A 19,187-nucleotide genomic window follows, 5' to 3' on the forward strand; every position below is an offset into this window, starting at 1 on the left:
CCGTCGCGATGCCCGGCCTCGCCCTTTCGCGGTCGAACGCCCGCTCCCACAGGGGCGATACCATAGAGGCTTTCGGATCACTAACTTTCGATGAACAAAAAAAGCCCGCCATAAAGGCGGGCAGCTGTCACTTGCGTCGAGGAAATCATGGCCGGGCTACCCGCATAGAAGGGTGCCCGACCTTATTTTTTTAGAACTTGTGTTCCATACCGATACCGAAGATGGTCTCTTCTTCGTCAGCCACATCGAACTCAAGCTGAGTACCGTACGCGTAGACCTTGCTGGCTTTAGCCAGTTTGTAGTCTGCACCCAGGCTTACCTGAGTCACTTCTTCGTCAGACTGATCGCCGTCGGTCATGCCGTACTGTGCTTTCAGTTTCACGCGATCGATCTTGAATGCGCCGCTCACTACGATGGAAGAATCTTCACCATCACCTTCGGTTTCTTCAGCCAGCTGGTACAGAGCACCCAGCTCGAAGTTACCCGGCTTCAGGCCAACAGCCAGACGGGTGATGTCCAGGCTTTCGATGCCAGTGCTGTCTGCAACCAACTCGTCAACCATGTCGGTGTCGCGGGATACGGCGCCGTAGAAAATATCTTTCTCGGCTACCAGGGAGATGGAAGTAGTGTCAGCGATATCGGTATCAGCTTCGCCATCCGCATCCACGTCTTTGCCTTCACCCGGGACGAACGCCACGTTCAGGGTGACCATGTCAGCCAGCTTGGGAGTGCTGTACTGGATGATGTTGGAAACACGATTTTCACCGGCCAATACATTCTTGATATCGCCGCTCAGATCATTGAACTGGTCGATTTTACCCTGAGCTTTTTTGGTCGGGGTGTCGAACTTACCGGCCATGATGGTACCGAAGTTGCCCTGCAGACCACCGAAGATGTTTCGTTGAGTAATGGTGTTATTGTAAGAGTCGCCGTTGCTATCCTTGGAACCTTTAGCACCATCATCAACATTAATCTCGAACTCGGCCTGGTAGATGGCTTTCAGGTTGGCCACGTCTAGGTCGAAGTCACCCTTCACACCCAGGCGAGAGGCGTTGCTGTTCAGGCTCCACTCATCATCGCTGTCGGTGCCATCGTCAAAATCAGCATTTTCCAGAGAAACGTTAACTTTACCGTATACAGTCGGACCGTCAGCCAGAGCCAGGCCAGGAAATGCAACGGCAGCCCCCACAGCGATCGCAAGCAAATTCTTCTTCATTCCAACACTCCTTCAATCAGGCAATATTTGTATGCAAAGCAACAGCACGGCTGATGCTTTGGATTGTCAGCATCGCTTAACTGCTTGGGAGCGCAGTATGGGGAGTAGGGATGACGGAAAAGTTGCTCTTATGTGAAGTTTTTATTTCACGGGAACCCGGCACGGTTTCGTCCGGTCAATCTGCAGTTTTTTTCGCCGCCTGCCAGGCTTGTTCCAGAGCATCAACCCCCAATGAATTCAAAGGGTTGGGCTGCGCTTCCTCCATTTTCCGAAAGCGCTTTTCAAACTTGGCCGTTGCTTTGCGCAAGGCCTGTTCAGGGTCAATTTTCAGGTGCCTTGAGAGGTTCACCAAGGTAAATATGACATCACCCAGTTCATCTTCGATGGCGTCTTTGTGACAGTTTTCCAGCGCCTCATCCAGCTCCGCCAGCTCCAGATTGACCTGTTCACGTACCGGGGCCATCTCTGGCCAGTCAAACCCGACTTTGGCAGCTTTCTTCTGAATTTTCGCGGCGCGCTGCAAGGCCGGCATACCCGCAGGTACACCATCCAGTGCACTGGTATGCTCCCTGCCCTTTAATGCTCTTTCCTGCTGCTTGATCTGTTCCCAGTTGGCCTTGACCGCCTGTTCATCAGCGGCCGGATCATCCCCAAACACATGAGGGTGACGGCGAACCATCTTGTCGCACAACACTTGCACGACCTCATTGAAGTCGAACAGTCCCTGCTCCCGAGCCATTTGCGAGTGGAACACCACCTGCAACAACAGATCCCCCAGTTCTTCTTTCAGCTCGGGATAATCACGCTGGGCAATAGCTTCCGCCACCTCGAAAGCTTCCTCAATGGTATAAGGCGCAATGGAATCGAAATCCTGCTTGATATCCCACGGGCACCCCGTCTCTGGGTCACGCAGGCGGGCCATGATGGAAAGCAGTTGGGAAATCGGCGAGTCAGACATAGCAGTGAACAGTTAACAGTGAATAGTGAACAGCGGCGCGATCACCCGCCGTTCATTCTTCATGGCTTTACGCCGCGCCCATTGCAGGGGGCGCGGCCCAAGTACTTTCAGTACAGGAAACACCCAATCGCGAACCGTTAACTATTCACTGTTAACTGTTCACTATTTTTTATAGCGCCGCACCTCAAGCACACCCTTGAGCTGATCCATCTTGGCCAGCACCTTGCCCAGATTGCCCAGAGACGCGATTTCCAGGGTGAGTAGCATGGTGGCGGTGTTGTCGTCCTGATGGGACTGGGTATGCACGGCGGTCACATTTACCCGTTCATTAGCCAGTACAGCGATGACGTCCTTGAGCAAGCCCTGACGGTCCCAGGCACGCAGAAAGATATCTACCGGGTAGGTAATCCGGTCCGCTTCTCCCCAGCTCACCTCGATGACCCGGTTGGGATCTTCGCTTTGCATGGCGAGCAACTTCTCACAATCCGCCCGGTGCACAGTGACACCACGCCCCTGGGTAATAAAGCCCATCACCTGATCGCCAGGCACCGGCTGGCAGCAACCCGCCATGTGAGTCAGCAGGTTGCCGACGCCCTGGATCGTCACATCACCGCTCTGGGTCGCCTTGGGGCGAGAGGGGACAAAATCCAGTTCCTGCTGGCTGTCATCCGGCTGCAGGGACTGCACCTGATTGACCACATGGCCCGGACGCAAATCGCCCGCCCCCAAAGCCGCCAGCACATCATCACCGGCCTTCAGATTCAGGTGCGGAGCAAGCTCATCCAGATCCACCTTGTCCAACGCCAGTCGGGACATCTCCTTCTCGAGAATGGCCCGGCCCTGGCTGATATGGACATCCCGATCCTGCTTCTTGAACCACTGCTGAATACGGGCTCGCGCGGAAGACGTGGCCACATAGCCCAGCGACGGAGTCAGCCAGTCGCGGCTGGGGCCGCCCTCTTTGGCGGTGAGGATAGAGACCTGTTCGCCGGTATTCAGGGTGTAATTCAGCGGCACGATGTGGCCGTTGACCTTGGCACCACGACAGCGGTGCCCTACCTCGGTATGGATGTGATAAGCGAAATCCACAGGGGTGGCACCGGATTCCAGATCCACCACGTGACCTTCCGGGGTAAACACATAAACCCGATCACTGGCCATGCCATGGCGCAATTCATCCACCATGGTATCCGGGCTGTCTTCACCCAGCTCTTCATGCCATTCCAGCACCTGACGCAGCCAGGCGATGCGCTGTTCGTAATCGCTGACACCACCCTTGCCTTTCTTGGCGCCTTCCTTGTAGCGCCAATGGGCACAGACCCCCAGCTCCGCCTCTTCGTGCATATCGAAGGTACGGATCTGCACTTCCAGCATCTTGCGTTCCGGGCCGACTACTGCAGTGTGCAGGCTCTGGTAACCATTGCCTTTGGGACTGGCGATATAATCATCGAATTCTTTGGGAACATGTTTCCACAGGGAATGGACTATCCCCAATACGCCATAACAGTCGCGCACATCCGGCACCAAAATCCGAACCGCACGCACATCATAGACTTCACCGAAATCCAGATGCTTCTTCTGCATCTTCCGCCAGATGCTGTAGATGTGTTTGGCCCGACCATGCACTTCCGCGCCCTGGATACCGTTCTTGTCCAGATAGCCTCGCAACTGCTCCAGCACATCCTGAATATACTCTTCGCGATCCAGCCGCTTCTCATCAAGCAACTTGGCGATCTTCTTGTAGGCCCCCGGCTGAAGGTAGCGGAAAGACAGATCCTCCAGCTCCCATTTGAGCTGGCCCACGCCCAGGCGGTGAGCCAGGGGAGCATAGATATCAAAGATTTCCTGGGCGACCTTACGCTGACGTTCCGGCTCCGCCTCTTTCACCGCGCGGATGATAACCGTTCGCTCCGCCAGCTTGACCAGCGCCACGCGGACGTCGTCCACCATGGCGACCAACATCTTGCGCATGTTGTCGAGCTGGCCATCCTGCTGGCCGAGTACCGCCTTGCGGGTAGGATTCAGGGAAGTACTGATCGCCGCCATACGCAGCACGCCTTCAATCAGGCGCGCCAGGTCCGGGCCGAATTCCTTTTCCACTTCCAGCAGGGACATCTGCCCTTCACGCACTGCTCGATACAGCACCGCGGCAGGCAGTACATCGGTATCTGCTCCCAAATCCACCAGCACTTCGGCCATTTCCAGACCGATGTCGAGGCAACCTTTGCCGTAGGGCCAATGCCTGCCCGCCGCTTCTCCTGCCAGCTGGCATTGCTCTGCCCGCTCGCAAGCGTGCTCCAGCTGCTCTCGATTGCGCAGCGGCGTACGGGCTTCCAGCTGTGCAAACCAGTCACGCCAGTGACTGACTCCACCTTCAGGCTGTCGACGAACAGTTACCATTTACGTTCCTCTCGCAGCCCGCTCCACACAACGCGTGGAGGTTGTTTTCCCGTGTCGCGTGAAGCGGGCTGCTTGTTGCTATTTTTTCTCAAACAGCGCAATGGACTCCACATGAGTGGTATGCGGGAACATGTCCATCACGCCAGCCGCCTTGAGACGGTATCCCAAGGCAGTGAGTTCCCCGGCATCCCGAGCCAGCGTGGCCGGATTGCAGGAAACGTACACAATCTTCTTTGCACCAAAACGAGGCATTAATTTCACCATCTCCAATGCCCCGGTGCGCGGCGGATCAATCAAAATACGATCATACGCCTTTGAAGCCCAAACCTGACCAGCAATGTCCTGGCTAAGATCCCAGGCGTGGAAATCCAGATTATTCAATCCGTTACGCGCCGCATTCTCATAGCCACGCTTGACCATGGCCTGACTGACTTCCACACCCACTACCTTTGCCGCACGCTTGGCGGCCGGGATGGTGAAGTTACCCAGCCCACAGAACAGATCCAGCACTGTGTGCTCCGGCGCTATATCCAGCAAATCCAGTGCCAAAGGCACCATCTTGCGATTGATATCCGCATTCACCTGAGTGAAATCGGTGGGGTGGAAAGCCAGCTCCACATCCGCAGAGGGGTGGCGGTAGTAGAGGCGCTCTTCATGCTCTGCCCCGGTCAGTGCCGGCCAGATACGATGCACCGTGCTCTCATTGCCCGGCTGCAGGTACAGATGCCAACCCAGCGGCTGGCAGAAATTCAACAGCGCCTGCTGATCCTCATCGGGAAGCGGATCCAGGTGGCGGATGATCAGGGCAACAATGTCATCACCGGCAGCCAGCTCGATTTGCGGGATACGGGTGCGGCTTTTCAGGCCATGCATCAGAGCACGCAGGTCATCAAGACGATGTCCAACTTCCGGCACCAGCACTTCACAGCCATGTAACTGGGCGATGAAGCTGTTGCGCTTTTCGCGAAACCCCACCAGAGTCTCGTCCTTGGCTTCCACATATTTGACGCCCATGCGCGCCTTGCTGCGGTAACCGGTAACCGGGCCTGTCAGCGGCGGCAACCACTCCTTTGGCTCCAAACCACCAAAGTGCTGCAGCTGCTCTCGCAGCACGGCTTCCTTACGGGCAATCTGCACGTCCGGGCTCATATGCTGCAGGCTGCAGCCGCCGCACAGGGTGCTGTGCTGACAGGGCGGCGTTACCCGATCGGGAGAAGCCTTGATGATCTCTACCGCCTTGCCCTCGTCGAACTTCTTGCGCATGTAGGTGAACTTGAACATCACCTCTTCGCCAGGCAAGGCGTTGTCGATAAAGGTGGTCTTGCCATCGCGGCGGGCAATGCCCCGGCCATCGTGACTCAAGGATTCAATGCTGGCGGGTTCCGGCGTTTCCGGAAGCGGCTTGCGTTTACGTGCCATGGTTTCTCAATCGGTGGGATTCATGAACTCCAGGACGTCATTATCGACGTCCTGCAGAGTATCGGATTGGTTTCGCTGTTAACTGTTCACTGATAACGGTTAACTGCCCTTTTGCCAGGCTTCAAGGAAAGACTGGAAATGCGGCAGGCCTTCCTCGGCCAGGTAGTCTTTCAACAGGCTCAGCTCTTGCTCATAACCGACAGTGTCCAGATCACCACGCATCAGCAGGAAGCGCAGGTACACCAGCCAGGTGTTGAGCACATCGGTTTCGCAATAATCGCGAATGCCTTTGATATCCCCGTCCTGAAAGGCATCGAACACCTTGGCACCACTCATTCCCATCTTGCCGGGAAAACCCAGCAGGGTGGCGATCTGGTCCAGCGGCGCATTGGCGCGGCCATTGTACATGGCCAGCACGTCCATCAGATCAAGATGGCGCTGATGGTAGCGACTCAGGTAGTTGTTCCATTTGAAGCTGGAGTCCTCGTTGCCGGTATCCCAGTAACGGCGCGCCTGTACGCCGTGTTTGAGAGCCCGATAGTGAAGCACAGGCAAATCAAAGCCGCCGCCGTTCCAGCTCACCAGGTTAGGCGTAAAGCGCTCAATGCCATCGAAGAAACGCTCGATCAACTCTTTCTCTGAGCTATCTTCATCGCCCAGCGACCAGACCTTGATACCCTGGGTGGAACGCAGCACCACTGAGATAGCCACGATGCGATGCAGGTGCAAGCGCAGAAACTCGGTGCCATTTTCCTGACGACGGAGATTCAACAGCGCACTGGCGGTGTCCTTGTCATTCAGGCCGTCCAGGTCATAAATCTTGCGGCCGCCATCCAGGTCCGGAATGGTTTCGATATCAAATACCAGTACGTTCATTACTTCTCCCCGCTTGCCTGAAACACACCGGTTGACAGGTAGCGGTCACCGCGGTCACAGATGATCGCCACAATAACCGCATTCTCCAGCTGTTCACTCAAGCGCAGCGCACCGGCTACCGCCCCGCCAGATGACACACCACAACTGATCCCTTCTTCACGGGCCAGTCGGCGCATGGTTTGCTCCGCCAGCGCCTGATCCATATCCATCACCTGATCGACCCGGCGATCATCATAGATAGAAGGCAGATACTCCTTCGGCCAACGGCGAATGCCCGGAATGGCTGAGCCCTCGGTGGGCTGCAAACCAACGATCTGGATATCCGGATTCTTTTCTTTCAGGTACATGCTGCAGCCCATGATGGTACCGGTGGTGCCCATGGAGCTGACAAAGTGGGTAATCGCGCCGTCGGTATCGCGCCAGATTTCCGGGCCAGTGCTTTCGTAATGAGCCAACGGATTATCCGGGTTGGCAAACTGGTCCAGCACCCGGCCTTCGCCACGCGCCTGCATGGCCTGGGCCAGGTCTCGCGCTCCTTCCATGCCCTCTTCCTTGCTCACGGAAATCAGCTCGGCACCGTAGGCAGCCATGGCATCGCGACGTTCCTGGCTCTGGTTGGCGGGCATGATCAGCTTCATGCGGTACCCCCGCATGGCCGCCGCCATAGCCAGTGCAATACCGGTATTGCCGCTGGTGGCTTCAATCAGGGTGTCGCCGGGCTTGATCTCGCCGCGGGCCTCCGCCTTGAGGATCATGTTCAGGGCAGGACGATCCTTCACGGATCCCGCCGGGTTGTTCCCTTCCAGCTTCACCAGAATGGTATTGGTGGTCTCGCCCGGCATCCGCTGCAGGCGCACCAGGGGCGTGTTGCCCACTGTCTGTTCAATGGTTTTCAGATTCATGGCGCGAATTGTACCTAATTCAAGGAGCCTTGGGCGGCCCCTGTGCAAATGCCCACCAGTTCGGGTTTGCCCACCCCATGGCAGCTCCGGCATTCTCGGGCATAATGGACGGAAACAACAGAGCCCAACTACATCACTCCACCGGGGATCCATGGCAAACCGAAGTCTGCACTCTCGCCTGATGCTGATGGCAATCCTGCCCGCCGCGCTTGCCGCGCTAGTGGTAGGCGGATACGCGCTGATCAGCCACCTGCTCAACGTGCAGGACAGCAACGCCAGCCGCCAGCAACTGCTGGCCGACAGTTTTGCCGCCCAACTGGAAAGCATGGATCACAGGGATACCCGCTCACAGCAGACCTTGCTGCACCGACTACTGGAGGAGCAGGATGTCCGTGCCGCCAGCCTGATTTTTGACGATAACCGCCCCCATCAGCATGCCGGTCCCCGATTACTGCCAACCGCCGGCGCCACCCTGGACAACGATGGCAGGCTCGATACAGGCAGCAGCTGGCAAATCCGGCGTCCGATCAATCCCGGAAGCCCTGCCACCCTGACCATCGAGTTCTCACGCCAGGGCCAATACATCTCCGTCCTGGAGAGCCTTGTCACACTGATCCTGATTACTCTCGGTGTACTGCTGCTGGCGATGATCCCGGCACTACGTTTCGGTCGTCAGCTAACCCGCCCGATTCATGAAATGGTCTCCACCGTACAGCGAATCCGCGACGGTGATCTGAACATGAACATCAATACCCAGGCCCTCGGTGAGCTGGCTCAACTGGAAACCGCCTTGCGACAGATGGTTGTGGCACTGGACGATGCCCAGACTGAACTGCAACAGAATGTGGACCAGGCCACTCAGGATCTGCGCGAAACCCTGGAAACCATCGAGATCCAGAACATCGAGCTGGACATGGCCCGCAAGGAAGCCCTCAAGGCCAGCCAGATCAAATCAGAGTTTCTGGCCAACATGAGCCATGAAATCCGCACTCCTCTCAACGGCATTCTCGGCTTTACCAAACTGCTGGGCCGCTCCAGTATGACTCCACGCCAGCAGGACTATCTCAGCACCATTCACAAGAGCGCCGATTCCCTGCTGGCGATCATTAATGACATCCTCGATTTTTCCAAAATTGAAGCCGGCAAACTGTCGCTGGAGCACACCCCCCTCAACCTCCACGACCTGATTGAAGATGTGCAGACCATGCTGGCTCCCATGGCACAGGACCGAGGTCTGGAACAGGCCGCGATTATCTACTCCGATGTCCCCCTGAACCTGCTTGGCGACCCCCAGCGTATTCGCCAGGTACTGACCAACCTGATCAGCAATGCCATCAAATTCACAGACACCGGCTCCGTTGTGGTTCGCGCCATGCTGGAAGAAAACCGGGGCGCAGAAGCCGTGATCAAAATGACCGTCACCGATACCGGTAACGGACTCAGCGCCGATCAGCAAAAGTCCCTCTTCAATGCCTTTACCCAGGCAGATCAGAGTGCCCGTCGCCAGGAAGGTGGCACCGGACTTGGTCTGGCCATCAGCAAGCGGCTGGTGGAGGGCATGGGAGGTGAAATCGGCATCGAGAGCAGCGAAGGTAAAGGCTCCACGTTCTGGTTTACCCTCCGGGCGGAACGGGACCCGAAACAACGCCCCTCCATGTTCACCGAAGAGCTCAAACACAAGACCGTCACACTGGTGGAAACCGATGAATACGGCCGCCTCGGGCTGTATCACATGCTCAGTCACTGGCAAATGGAAATTCGTGAGCACCACAGCCTGGCGCACCTGATGACAGCCGCCGACAAGGGCGAACTGGCAAACAGCGACTTCCTCGTCGTCGGGGTGCCGAACCTGAATACCACCCCCGACCTGCAGCAGCAGGTCGATGATCTTGCGGCATTGGGACGCCCCATGCTGGTGCTGAGCAATAACCCGGAAACCGTTTCACGCTGGCTGGAAGATCTGCCTCACTGTCAGGTTCAGGGCAAACCCGCTACCCGTCAGCGACTACTCAATGCCTTGCTGGCACTGGCTGGAGAAGAAGGTAGTGAAAGCCTTAGCCTTGCACCGGCCCTTCAGCTTCATCAGCCTGTTTCGGTCATGGTGGTCGATGATCACCCCGGCAATTTGAAACTGGCGCGGGTATTCCTTGAAGAACTCGGTGCAGATGTCACCGCCTGTGAAAGTGGCGCCAGCGCCCTTGAAGCCTTCCAGCAGGACGATTTTGATCTCGTCTTCATGGACATCCAAATGCCCGGCATGGATGGAAAAACCACCACAGCCCGGATGCGCTCCCACGAAACAGGCACCAGGCACACCCCTATTGTTGCACTGACAGCCCATGCACTGGAAAGTGAACGGCGGGATCTCCTCGACAGCGGTCTTGATGACTACCTGAGCAAACCCATTAGCGAAAAACAGCTACGCTATACCCTGGAAAAATGGGTTCTCAAAACCACCAAGGATGATCTGATCCAGCAACCGGAAGAGCCCGAAGTGCATAAACTGGAGGTCTTTGATGCGGCCCTTGCCCGCCGTCGTGCCGGTGGACGGGAAGCTCTGGCCAATGAAATGATGAGCATGTTACTCGATAGCCTTGTTACCGATCGTCCGGCCATCTCCTCAGCCTTCGACAGTGGCGACGATGAGACACTCCTCGAGAGAGTCCACAAGCTTCATGGCGCCACCCGATACTGCGGAACCCCTCGGCTCGAACAGGCAGCCAAAGCACTGGAAGAGGCACTCAAAACCGGTAATGGCCGAGACATACTTGGCCCCTTGGTGGCGACATTATGTGATGAAATCTGTGCATTGGAGCATTACTGCCAGGCACCAGAAGTGAGCGAATAAGCACAGAACCCGTGGCCTGCCATGGGCAGCTGGATTACACTCGCCCACCATGCGTGACGATACCCGTGATTACCTCAACCTGTTCCTGAACGACATCCCGATGCTGGATGTCCGCGCCCCGGTGGAATACACCAAAGGCGCGTTCCCTGGCAGTACCAATATCGCCCTGATTAACGACGACGAACGGCATCAGATTGGTATCTGCTACAAGCAACAGGGCCAACAGGCGGCCATTGATCTTGGCAACCAGCTTGTCAGCGGCGCTGAACGTGAGCGCCGCATGCAAGCCTGGCAGGACTGGTGGCAGGCCAACCCCGGTGGCTACCTGTACTGTTTCCGGGGCGGGCTGCGTAGCCAGACCACCCAGGCCTGGCTACGGGAAGCCGGTATCGATGCACCGTTAGTCACCGGTGGCTACAAGGCCATGCGCACCTTCCTGCTGGAACAGCTGGAATCCTGCATCGCCACCCTGCCCTTCGACATTCTCTGCGGTCGTACCGGTTGTGCCAAAACCCGGGTTATCGAAGCCCAACCCAATGCGGTAGATCTGGAAGGCCTGGCCCATCACAGAGGCTCGGCCTTTGGCCGCCGCCCCGGCGGGCAACCCAGCCAGATTGATTTTGAAAATGCCCTGGCTATTGCCTTCATCAAGATCCGCGCCGAACAGCCCACCCGCGTACTGCTGGAAGATGAAAGCAAGCTGATCGGTCGCTGCCACCTGCCCTTCAGCCTGCAGGACAAGATCAAGCTTCAGCCACGCATCATCATCAATGAATCCCTGGAATCCCGGGTTCAAATCACCCTGGAGGATTACGTGGTGGGGCCGCTGGAGGAATACCGGCAACACTTCGGTGAACATGAAGCCCTGCACCGGCTGGGAGAAGAATTACTCTCGGCCATGGATCGCATACGCCGCCGGCTGGGTGGGTTGCGCCACCAGCAATTACGCCAGCAGCTTGAGGAAGCGTTGGCAGTTCAAACCATCAATGGCGACCCTGAGCTGCATCGCGAGTGGATCCACACCCTGCTCGCTGACTATTACGATCCCATGTACGACTACATGCTTTCCAAACGTGAAGGTGACATTGTGTTTGAAGGCAGCCGAGAAGAAGTCTCCGACTTCCTGACTGAACGCTCCCGCTAGCAGGGAGGGAGGGACAACAAGCCACTGTGGGAGCGACGATCCGTCGCGATGTCCTCGCATTGGTTGTTTCGCGGTCGAACGCCCGCTCCCACAGGGGCAAGACTGCGGAGGCTTGCGGATCGAGATATCCGCTGTGGGAGCGACGGTTCCGTCGCGATGCCCTGCTTGGCTGTTTCCCGGTCGGGTGATTTCGCTCTCGTACGCGATTAGCCCCCGGAACCTTCCCATACTCTTTACTGACTCCCATGGCTAGGCCTGTAGCGCCAACCCGGTTGCTTACTGGCCCGACCCACCAGTCACATTGGTCAATGTGACTGGCCACCCCGTCTTCATAATCGAATGCATTCGTTTAAAAACAACAGGGACTACAACCCATGGCTAAAGATGCAGTAGGTTACGCGCTCACCGCGCTGAACCGCCTCGCCAGTTCCGAAGTACTGGACAAGATGGGGATGCGCAAGAGTGTCGAGCGCCTCGCCTATACCCTCACCAAAAGCGGCTTCCAGGTGATCACCACCACCGCACGTACCTTCAAGTCCAGCAAGCCGGGCAGCAAGCCGGAGCGCCTGAATGCCCCCGGCCACACCCGTGATCTGTTCGACCTCGGAATCACCGACGAACAACAGATGATCCGTGACAGCGTGCAAGCCTTCGCCAGCGAAGTGCTGCGCGAGCAGGCGGAACATGCTGACGCCGCACAAAAAACCAGTGATGAGGTACTGGCCCAAGCCCAGGAACTTGGCCTTAACTTCTTTGCCGTACCGGAAGCTCTGGGGGGGGCCGCCACGGAACGCTCCACCGTCACCAGCATGCTGGTAGCGGAAGACCTGGCTTGCGGCGACATGGGTCAGGCGGTAGCGATTCTCGCTCCCATGGGTGTCGCCAATGCTCTGACCCAATGGGGCACAGCATTGCAGCAAGACAAATACCTGAGCAGCTTTGCCGAAGAAAATCCGCCCAAGGCCACCATCGCCGTATGCGAACCGCGGCCGCTGTTCGACCCCATGGAACTGCAAACCACTGCACGTAAAAACGGGGACACCTACGTCATCAACGGTGAAAAATCCCTGGTGCCGCTGGCCGGTGAAGCTGAACTGTTCCTGGTAGCCGCACAGGCAGAAGATGGCCCGGCGGTCTTTATCATCGAAGGCGGCAGCGAAGGCTTCACCGTCGGCGAAGATCCGTCCATGGGGGTGCGTGCCAGTGCCCAACGCCCGCTGACGCTGGACAATGTTCGAGTGCCTGCCGAGAACCGTCTGGGCAATGGTGATTTCGACTACCGCGCCTTTGTCGATCTGGGCACCCTCGCCTGGTGCGCACTGGCCATTGGTACCTGCCAGAGCGTGCTGGATTATGTTGGCCCCTACTGTAATGAGCGCACCGCCTTTGGCGAGCCCATCAGCCATCGTCAGTCCGTGGCTTTCATGATCGCCGACATGGCCATCGAACTGGATGCCATGCGCATGCTCACTTACCGCGCAGTGTGCCGCGCCGAACAAGGCAAATCCTTCCAGCGTGAAACCCATCTGGCCCGAACCCTGGTGAAAGACAAAGCCATGAAGATCGGCACCGACGGCGTGCAGCTGCTGGGTGGTCACGGCTTTACCAAAGAGTACCCGGTAGAACGCTGGTACCGGGATCTGCGTGCAGTAGGTGTCGCCTTCGGCGGCCTGCACCTGTAAGGAGGGAGCAAACATGAATATCGAAATTCCGAAGAAGTTCAAACCCCTGATCAACAACGCCTATCAGGTGGCCCAGAGCACCCTCCGCCCACTGTCACGCAAATACGATCGCGGTGAGCACGAGTATCCCAAAGAGCTGGATATGCTGGCTGCCGTATTGGATGGCTTCAATGAAGGCGATCCGGCTAACTCTGCAGGCGCGGCCACCACTGGCAAGGGCACCCGCGAAGACGAAGGCGGCGTAAAGAATGGTTCCAACATGGGCGTGTGCCTGGGTGCCATGGAGATGTGCTACGGCGATACCGGCTTCCTGCTGGCCATGCCCCGCCAGGGCCTGGGCAACGCGGCCATCGCAGCAGTAGCCAATGAAGAACAGCTTGAACGATTCAAAGGCAAGTGGGCCGCCATGGCCATCACCGAGCCAGGCTGTGGTTCTGATTCTGCCGCGATCCGCACCACCGCCAAACAAGACGGCGATCACTACGTTCTCAATGGTGAGAAGATTTTCGTTACCTCCGGTGAGCGCGCTGACTGCGTGGTGGTGTGGGCGACGCTGGACCCGAAACTGGGCCGTGCCGCCATCAAGTCCTTCGTGGTGGACTGGGGCACTCCGGGCATGGAACTGGCGCGTCTGGAAAAGAAACTGGGTATCCGTGCTTCCGATACCGCTGCCATTAATTTTGTGGACTGCCGTGTACCGGCAGAAAACCTGCTGGGCAGCCCGGAGATCGATACCAAGAAAGGCTTTGCCGGGGTGATGGAAACCTTCGACAACACCCGCCCGCTGGTTGCCGCCATGGCTATCGGTTGCGCCAAAGCCTCCCTGGAGCGCATCAAGGAATTGCTCAAAGACAGCATGACCTACAACTATGACAAGCCGGTAGACAACTGCTCCGCCGTTGAAGCTGAAATCTACAAGATGGAAGCAGACTGGGAAGCAGCCTACTGGCTGGCGGTAAAAGCGGCCTGGATGGCAGACAACAAAAAAGCCAATACCCTGGAAGCCTCCATCTCCAAGGCCAAGGCCGGCCGCGTGGGTAATTACATTACCCTGCGCTGTGTAGAGCTGGCGGGCACGCTGGGCTATACCGAAGATGAACTGCTGGAAAAATGGGCACGGGATTCGAAGATTCTGGATATCTTCGAAGGCACCCAGCAAATTCAGCAACTGGTTATCGCACGCCGTGTGCTGGGCCTGAGCTCGAAAGAGTTGAAATAAGCCCAGTCACTTAAGCCCTATCTCTACCGCCCCGGTACCGTTTGGTCCGGGGCTTTTTTCATTCGCGTCAGAAAGCGCTTCAGGTAAACAAACTTTCCTGCTTTCTCCCAGCTTTCTGCCGATTATCCGAAAAACATTCCTGCCAGCCCTGTGACGTGGGTGACCGACCAGTCAGGTGTTATTTTGCTATCGTATATGCAAATGGATTTTTGTTTGGGCACGGATTACAGAATTGGCCAATGACTTTGCATCAACGAGAAAAACAAGAAAAGAACACAGACTCTCGTGGTAACGCTGTTGCCAACGTAGCGTCTTCAGGTGCAATGGAAAAAACAACGCGGGATCACTTCAATGGCATTTTGCACCAACGCCTGAACGAACCCCGTGGCATGCATGGCAACTTCCCGGAGCCCCTTGAAACGTTATATCGGCGCAGTCATCTGGAGATCACCCAACATTTGCAGAGCACTTTCTGGCCCTGGGTGGTTGTCAGCGTCGGTCTGTTCTGTGTGCTGGGTGCACTCATGGCACAGAATCAGCAAGCCATTATCTACCCCCTGAATATCGTGATCTGCCTGGCGGTGCTCACCCCCGTTGCGGTCCTCAAGATCAAACCCTTTGCCCGGTTTATCTATTACGCCAATGGTCTCGCCGCCACTACCACTCTGCTCGCCTTTCAGATAGCCAGCGTCCTGCTGCCAGATAGCGCCCGCCAGAAAAGCGTGTCGGAATACGCCATCATCTTCATCACCATCGCCGCCTTTACCATTGCCAGGCTGCCGCCGCGTCACGCCATCATCTGGGTGAGCATCAGTCTGGCGGGCTCACGGCTGATCGCATGGGGAATAGGACTGGATCTGGAACTGGACCGGCTGCTTTATTTTGGCGGGGGCTCGCTGATCTTTGGTTACCTGCTGGGCTTCATCCAGGACTCCCGTGAGCGCACGGTTTTCACCCAGCAATATTTGCTGAAAGAAGAAAAACGTCAGCTCACACAACTGTCTTCTGATCTGGAGCAACTCTCTCGCAGTGACCAACTGACTGGACTACCCAATCGCCGCTACTTTGATGAAATGCTGGAAATGCAGTGGCAGAAGGCCCTGCGGGAAGGGGAAGAGGTCAATCTGATGTTTATGGACATCGATGACTTCAAGGCATTCAATGACCATTACGGGCATCAGGCTGGCGATGATTGCCTGCTCAAGGTAGCCCAGGCCCTCGGCGGGCAGGTACTTCGCTCATCGGATTTTGTCGCGCGCTACGGCGGCGAGGAATTCGTGGCCCTGTTTCACCGTACCGACCAGGCTGGATTGGAGAAAATTGCCCAACGCCTGATCCTGTCCGTGGATGAACTGAAGATCCCCCACGCAAAAAGCCGCTGCAATGGCTTTGTCACCCTGTCCATTGGCATTTCAAGGCTGCAGCCCAGCCACGACAGTTGCCCGGAAATCCTGATCAAACAGGCTGATGAGGCTTTGTACCAGGCCAAGGAGCAAGGCCGCCATCGCTATCTGTTCAGCCCCGCTTGCTCCAGAGAGGAAACAACAGCCGTCCCGCAAAACACTTGAGGCACTAAGGAGCCTCTGAATAACCCGCCACAAAGCCGGCAAACAACACCAGAAAGCCGCCGACCTCCGCGACAATCAGCGAGACCATAAATAGCAACATGGCCCCGCCGGGGAAATGCGCCTTGCCCAATTGGTGAGGTGGCTGTAACTGGTTACGGGTATCACGCAGCCAGCCATGCAGAATGTAACTACCCACCGCGAGCGCAAAAAATAACATGCTGGTCAGCACAGCAGCCGTATTCACCGCATTGCTCCAGACGCTGAGCGAGGCAAAGCGCTCCAGCACCAGACAGGCAAAGGCGTACATCAGGCTGGCACGATGAGCTACGTCCACATAGTAATGCGCGCGTGATTTATCGCTGCTGGCGATTTGCGCATATTTCCATACCCCGGTCAGCAAGCCGGTTAAAAAGAACAGGCCGCAGCCCCATAACGCCCACTGCGCAGCAGTCATCGTTTACCTCTCAAGATCAAAAAATGCCGCAAGCTGAGCCTGCATGGTGGGTTCCGCATGACAATAGCGGCGACGCCCTACCCGCTCAACCCGAATCAGGCCGGCCTCTGCCAGCTCTCTGACATGGTGGGATACCGTAGGCGCACCGATATTGAGGCGCTTCATGAAATCACCAAACGCACAACCCGCCGGCACGTCCTCCAGGTCCGCCTTACCATGTTCACGGCAATGCGACACGATCACCTGATAAATACGTAAACGGTTAGCATTGGAAAGCGCCCGGAATGCACCCGCCAGCTGCTCTGCCGTCTGTGTGTCCTTCTGTGCCAAAACGGTCACTCCCCGCCATAATAGTTTGACGGGTATAAAACTAATGGATAGTTTGACCAACATCAAACTAAATAGTACAGCCAACTTTGTACCGGGAGGCCCTGTGAGCTACGCAGATACCCTGAACCAATCCCTGTCTCTGCCATGTGGTGAGAGTATCCCCAACCGTTTCGGCAAGTCCGCCATGAGTGAAGCTCTGGGCACCATCGACAACCATGCCACTCCAGCCCTCGAAACGCTTTATGGGCGCTGGTCTGACGGCGGTACAGGCTTGCTGATCACTGGCAATATCATGGTAGACCGTCACCACACCGGTGAACCCAATAACGTGGTGCTGGAGAATGAAAATGACCTGCCACTACTGACCCGCTGGGCTGAGGCAGGCAAGCGCCAGGGTAACCAGATATGGGTGCAGCTCAACCATCCCGGTAAACAGATCCCGCGCATGCTTGCCAGCGGTGACACCCTGGCCCCTTCCGCAGTGCCTTTTGGCAAAGAGCTGAAAAGTGCCTTTAAGACACCACGGGCTCTGACCGAAGAAGAGATCCGCGACATCATCAAACGCTTTGCCACCAGCGCCGCCATTGCCAAGAAGGCTGGCTTCACCGGTGTGCAGATCCATGGTGCCCATGGTTATCTGGTCAGCCAGTTCCTGTCCGGTCACCACAACCAGCGTGACGACCAGTGGGGAGGCTCGCTGGAAAACCGCATGCGCTTCCCGCTGGAAATCTACCGCGCCATTCGTAAAGCCGTCGGTGACGATTATCCCGTGAGCATCAAGTTGAATTCTGCGGATTTCCAACGCGGTGGCTTCACGGAAGAAGAGTCCATGACCGTCGCACAAACACTGGCCGAGGAAGGCCTGGACCTACTGGAAATTTCCGGCGGCAACTATGAAAACCCTGCCATGGCGGGTGCCAAGGGAGTCAGGGAAAGCACAGCCACCCGCGAAGCCTACTTTCTGGATTATGCCAACAAGATTCGCGAGCGCGTATCCATCCCGCTAATGGTCACAGGAGGCTTTCGCTCCGCAAAGGCCATGGCAGAAGCAGTGGAAAGCGGAGCCACCGACATCGTCGGCATTGCCCGCCCGCTCGCTGTAGAACCCGACCTGCCGAAACGTATTCTGGCCGGACAGGATGGCGTAGTCAGCCGCGTGACCCCACGCAAGACAGGGATCAAAGTCATTGATGAAATGGCCATGATGGAAGTCTCCTGGTTTTCCCGCCAATTGCACCGCATGGGCAAGGGCCAGGATCCCAAGCCGGACGAAAGCGTATTGCTGTCGCTGTTCAAGGTCATTACCAGCATGGGGCTTGGTAGCTTCCGTACGCGGCGGTTACGCGCCAACGTTTAAGAAATAGTTCACCGAAATGACGTGAGCACATCAGGCCCCGCAAAGCGGGGCCCTTGTTTACGTGGTATTTGTACCTTTTGTACTATTGATTCCAATCAACATTTACGTCTAACTACGGGATCAAGTCTGTCGTAATCCGATACACAGGAAGCGGATCGGATTTTATGTTTTCACCCTTTTACCCTCAGCCAAGGAAGGAAATGATCCACTCTCGCTTTTTAATTTTTCTCATCAGCCTACCACTCCCCTCCTCCGTTCTCGCAGCCCCCTATGACAATCTCCCGCCGGAAATGCGAGAGGAAATCATGAAGAACATGAGCGAAATGGAATCCTTGATTCAAGCCGGCAGTGACGGAGGACCAACATTGCTCACCGAACAAGACGGTGAGTATATCGTCGGGGCAGTCCCCTCCCCCCAAGACATTAACTGGATATCCCTGCCAGAGCCTCAGGCAAAACTGATAAGTTACATGGCTGGGCAAGAAGGAACCGTTGGTGCTGGCGTCTTCGGCAGCCCCAAGTCAGTATCCCGGCTGGACAAATATTATCAAGGCCGGTTGGGGCTGGGTTGGAGACGGCACAGAGTGGACGAAACCCAAATCATTTTTCTGCAGGGTGGCCCCGCTACGCTGCCGGTCAAACCCGACCAGCTGTTTCAACTTCTGAAAACCACCCATCATGTTGTCATCAGCCAGCTTGATGAAGACAGCATGATGTTTGATCAACATCATGCCAGTTCCATCGAGATCACATCCGAATAATCTGGCTGGCTGATCTGCTTACGAAAAAGCCCCGCTGTGCGGGGCTTTTTCGT

15 protein-coding genes are annotated in these 19,187 nt (G+C 56.6%); 7 read left to right on the forward strand and 8 right to left on the reverse strand.

Going from position 1 to position 19,187, the window contains the following annotated elements:
• Positions 1-190 precede the first annotated feature (190 nt).
• The 6 genes from Y5S_RS01570 to cysM form a co-directional block, all read right to left on the reverse strand.
• On the reverse strand, positions 191-1,216 hold the full coding sequence (locus Y5S_RS01570; RefSeq protein WP_035229709.1) for a porin: 1,026 nt from the start codon (positions 1,214-1,216) through the stop codon (positions 191-193).
• A 175-nt stretch (positions 1,217-1,391) separates the two neighbouring features.
• Positions 1,392-2,174 carry a nucleoside triphosphate pyrophosphohydrolase gene (gene mazG, locus Y5S_RS01575; RefSeq protein ID WP_035229711.1) on the reverse strand — a complete coding sequence of 261 codons (783 nt, stop codon included), beginning with the start codon at positions 2,172-2,174 and terminating at the stop codon, positions 1,392-1,394.
• A 162-nt stretch (positions 2,175-2,336) separates the two neighbouring features.
• The gene (gene relA, locus Y5S_RS01580; protein ID WP_035229713.1) at positions 2,337-4,574 is read right to left on the reverse strand and encodes a GTP diphosphokinase; all 2,238 of its coding nucleotides are present in this window, start codon (positions 4,572-4,574) and stop codon (positions 2,337-2,339) included.
• A 78-nt stretch (positions 4,575-4,652) separates the two neighbouring features.
• Positions 4,653-5,993: a 23S rRNA (uracil(1939)-C(5))-methyltransferase RlmD gene (rlmD, locus tag Y5S_RS01585; RefSeq protein WP_035229715.1), complete on the reverse strand. Its 1,341-nt coding sequence runs from the start codon at positions 5,991-5,993 to the stop codon at positions 4,653-4,655.
• Positions 5,994-6,092: 99 nt separating this feature from the next.
• A complete protein-coding gene (locus Y5S_RS01590) occupies positions 6,093-6,869 on the reverse strand; it encodes a 3'-5' exonuclease (protein WP_035229718.1) in 777 nt (258 codons plus the stop codon).
• Complete coding sequence (gene cysM / locus Y5S_RS01595) at positions 6,869-7,771, reverse strand: cysteine synthase CysM (RefSeq protein WP_035229720.1); 903 nt, start codon at positions 7,769-7,771, stop codon at positions 6,869-6,871. The genes Y5S_RS01590 and cysM overlap by 1 nt, the downstream gene beginning before the upstream one ends.
• A gap of 151 nt (positions 7,772-7,922) precedes the next feature.
• On the opposite strand from cysM, the gene Y5S_RS01600 reads away from it, so the two are divergent.
• The 5 genes from Y5S_RS01600 to Y5S_RS19045 all read left to right on the forward strand — a co-directional run bounded on the left by Y5S_RS01600 (position 7,923) and on the right by Y5S_RS19045 (position 16,232).
• Positions 7,923-10,619 (forward strand): response regulator, encoded by a 2,697-nt coding sequence (locus Y5S_RS01600; RefSeq protein ID WP_035229722.1) that lies wholly within the window; start codon positions 7,923-7,925, stop codon positions 10,617-10,619.
• A 49-nt stretch (positions 10,620-10,668) separates the two neighbouring features.
• Complete coding sequence (mnmH, locus tag Y5S_RS01605) at positions 10,669-11,763, forward strand: tRNA 2-selenouridine(34) synthase MnmH (RefSeq protein ID WP_035229725.1); 1,095 nt, start codon at positions 10,669-10,671, stop codon at positions 11,761-11,763.
• A gap of 374 nt (positions 11,764-12,137) precedes the next feature.
• Complete coding sequence (locus tag Y5S_RS01610) at positions 12,138-13,445, forward strand: acyl-CoA dehydrogenase family protein (RefSeq protein ID WP_035229727.1); 1,308 nt, start codon at positions 12,138-12,140, stop codon at positions 13,443-13,445.
• Positions 13,446-13,458: 13 nt separating this feature from the next.
• Positions 13,459-14,664 (forward strand): acyl-CoA dehydrogenase family protein, encoded by a 1,206-nt coding sequence (locus Y5S_RS01615; RefSeq protein ID WP_035229731.1) that lies wholly within the window; start codon positions 13,459-13,461, stop codon positions 14,662-14,664.
• A gap of 323 nt (positions 14,665-14,987) precedes the next feature.
• Positions 14,988-16,232: a GGDEF domain-containing protein gene (locus Y5S_RS19045; RefSeq protein ID WP_052041318.1), complete on the forward strand. Its 1,245-nt coding sequence runs from the start codon at positions 14,988-14,990 to the stop codon at positions 16,230-16,232.
• A gap of 4 nt (positions 16,233-16,236) precedes the next feature.
• On the opposite strand, the gene Y5S_RS01625 is transcribed toward Y5S_RS19045, so the two are convergent.
• Positions 16,237-16,686 (reverse strand): hypothetical protein, encoded by a 450-nt coding sequence (locus tag Y5S_RS01625; protein ID WP_035229732.1) that lies wholly within the window; start codon positions 16,684-16,686, stop codon positions 16,237-16,239.
• 3 nt (positions 16,687-16,689) lie between these two features.
• Positions 16,690-17,025 carry an ArsR/SmtB family transcription factor gene (locus tag Y5S_RS01630; RefSeq protein WP_052041319.1) on the reverse strand — a complete coding sequence of 112 codons (336 nt, stop codon included), beginning with the start codon at positions 17,023-17,025 and terminating at the stop codon, positions 16,690-16,692.
• A gap of 94 nt (positions 17,026-17,119) precedes the next feature.
• Here Y5S_RS01630 and Y5S_RS01635 point away from each other — a divergent pair, with 94 nt between their 5' ends.
• A complete protein-coding gene (locus tag Y5S_RS01635) occupies positions 17,120-18,373 on the forward strand; it encodes an NADH:flavin oxidoreductase/NADH oxidase family protein (RefSeq protein WP_035229733.1) in 1,254 nt (417 codons plus the stop codon).
• Between the two features lie 314 nt (positions 18,374-18,687).
• A complete protein-coding gene (locus Y5S_RS01640) occupies positions 18,688-19,134 on the forward strand; it encodes a hypothetical protein (RefSeq protein WP_156107526.1) in 447 nt (148 codons plus the stop codon).
• Positions 19,135-19,187: the final 53 nt, after the last annotated feature.

Origin of the sequence: Alcanivorax nanhaiticus (genome assembly GCF_000756665.1) — a bacterium.
GTDB classification, from domain to species: Bacteria; Pseudomonadota; Gammaproteobacteria; order Pseudomonadales; family Alcanivoracaceae; genus Alcanivorax; species Alcanivorax nanhaiticus.